The sequence below is a fragment of the Streptococcus mitis genome (assembly GCF_003944325.1).
GTDB lineage: Bacteria > Bacillota > Bacilli > Lactobacillales > Streptococcaceae > Streptococcus > Streptococcus mitis_CW.
Window position 1 is genome coordinate 1 of record NZ_RJPX01000071.1, and the last position, 2,287, is coordinate 2,287.

Here is a 2,287-nt window from a genome sequence, read left to right on the forward strand (position 1 = left end):
GTAATAAGCTTCTTCATTAAAATTAAAATGAACATTAGCAAAGTTATTTGTAATGACTTTCTCTATACCTTTTACTAATTCGTTACTCGTATGCTCTACCTGGATTACTTCGAAATATTCTGCCATAACTTCGGAACCCTGAGTTTTTGTTGAAATGCTCGGAATACCTAAAACAGCTGCTTCTGCTAAAACATAACTAAAAGACTCTGATACTGAACTTTGAATTAACCCCACACTATTCTTTATATATTTATATGGATTAGATTGAAAACCTAATAATTTTATATATTGACTCTCTCCTAGATTATTAATTTGATTCTTTAAATGATCATATAAACTACCATCTCCCAAAATAATTAAATGATATTGTGAATACTTTTTTCTAAATAAATGAAAAGCATTTATTAATAATTCAAAATTTTTAACAAGTTCCAATCTCCCTATCGCACAAAAATAAGGAATATTTTCTAATTCTATTTCCTCTTTACTTAAATTTTTTATTTCATCAATGTTAAGCAAGTTAGGTATTACTTCTAAACTTGTCTTTGGAAAAATCTCCTCAAAGGATTCTTTTTGTGGAGTAGAAACAGCTAAGATTGAATTAAACTTTTGATAACAAGTCAATTCCTCTTTAAAATTTTTAAACGATCGTTTTGAATACCAATTTTTTGAGAAATCGCAATGGATATAAGCCAGTTTTAAGCTATCTTTATTCGATGATCCCGCTATGATTTTTGTTGGTTTTCCTTCTATATATGCAAATTCATAATCAAATTTTTCATTTTTAAAAATACTTCTCTGTATAATCCATCTATTCACAAATGACGGTGGCAATAACTTAACAAGCTTATTCAATAATTTTTCAATAATAACTGGTGTATTCTTTCTAATAAAATAATCAATCCTTAGATGACTTAATTTTGAGCCATAAAAATTATTTTTTTCCGTATATACTAGAATGCTAATTTCAAACATACTTTCAAATTCTTGAACAAAGTTAACAAGTGATTTTTCAGCGCCTCCACCTGTTAGACTAGTTATACAAATTAACATTTTAGGTTTCAAAATTATTCCCTCCAGTCATTTCCTCAATTAAATCAATCCACTGTTGAATTATTTTATCTTTATCAAATTTATCCATATTATCCTTGGCATGTTTAGCGAAGAAACTTCGCAAGTTCGAATCTTTCATCAATTCAAGTAGTTTCTCACTCATCTTATCGGTATCATAACAATCTATTAGATAACCATTGACCCCATCTTCAACAATCTCATTAGGTCCCGTTGGACACCTAAAGCTAACAATAGGAAGATTGTATTGTTGAGCTTCTAGCAATACCAAGGGTAATCCTTCGTAACGAGAAGTCATGACATAAATTCCCTTATCTCCATAAATCACATCCTGATTTTTTTCAAGTCCTTTTATGACTAACTTATCTTGCAAATCATTTTTGATGATTAAATCCCTGATTTTATCTACCTCATCTTGATTACCAGAACCATAAATTTCCCAAGTCCAGTCAGTCTTTTCTTTCAGTACTTTCTTAGCAACTTGAACAAGATAATCATAGCCCTTTTGATAATCGAAACGACCTACTGTTATAATCTTAGTTGACTCATTGTTATAAGTTATATTGGAAAGAACATTTTCTTTCCAATTATAAATATAAGCAATCTTGTTCTCAGAAATGCCGTATTTTCGTATAAAATTTTTACGATCTTCTTGTGTAAGAGTAATAATCTTGTCTGCTAACTTTGTTCCAACATATCTTTGGATTTTCCGAGAAAATTCACTATTATCTGCAATTGAATTGGTATGATCACACAAAACTACTTTAGTTTGAGCTCCTATTCCTGCCAAAGATAAAAATATATTAGCAGTTATCCCTATTCCAAAAGCAACCTCTATTTCATTATCTATGAAATATTTTTTTAACAATTTTGAGATTTTTAAAATATTCTTAGATAAGCGTACTCTATGATCAAAAAAATTAGAGTATTTTACTTGAGAATTGATTTTAAAGAACAGATCCGATTGCTTAGTTGTAATTCCAATCAAATGAACTTCATGCTTTTTTGTAAGCTCATTTGCTAACGATACAGCAACCCGCTCACTTCCACCAGAATCATCCAAAATCCATCTCACTAAAGCTATTTTTTTCATTTTTTACCATCATTTCAATTTACTTTTAATTAACGCCGAATAATTATCTTCAGGATCACATTTTATTTTTGTATTTAATTTATATGTCGTTTTAAAAATTTTCGTATTTTCTGAAATATGTTC

General features: G+C 28.9%; 2 protein-coding genes. Both read right to left on the reverse strand.

From position 1 onward, the window contains the following. Positions 1-1,065 (reverse strand): glycosyltransferase (locus D8787_RS10995; RefSeq protein WP_142999772.1); only part of this gene is annotated, 1,065 nt, incomplete at its 3' end. Then, on the reverse strand, positions 1,055-2,164 hold the full coding sequence (locus tag D8787_RS11000; protein WP_125423846.1) for a glycosyltransferase family 4 protein: 1,110 nt from the start codon (positions 2,162-2,164) through the stop codon (positions 1,055-1,057). The genes D8787_RS11000 and D8787_RS10995, both read right to left, overlap by 11 nt. Positions 2,165-2,287 lie beyond the last annotated feature (123 nt).

What these genes read in the sequence shown, in the direction of transcription:
- D8787_RS11000 (WP_125423846.1), bottom strand. Translation starts at nt 2,164, where the DNA reads ATGAAAAAAATAGCTTTAGTGAGATGGATTTTGGATGATTCTGGTGGA.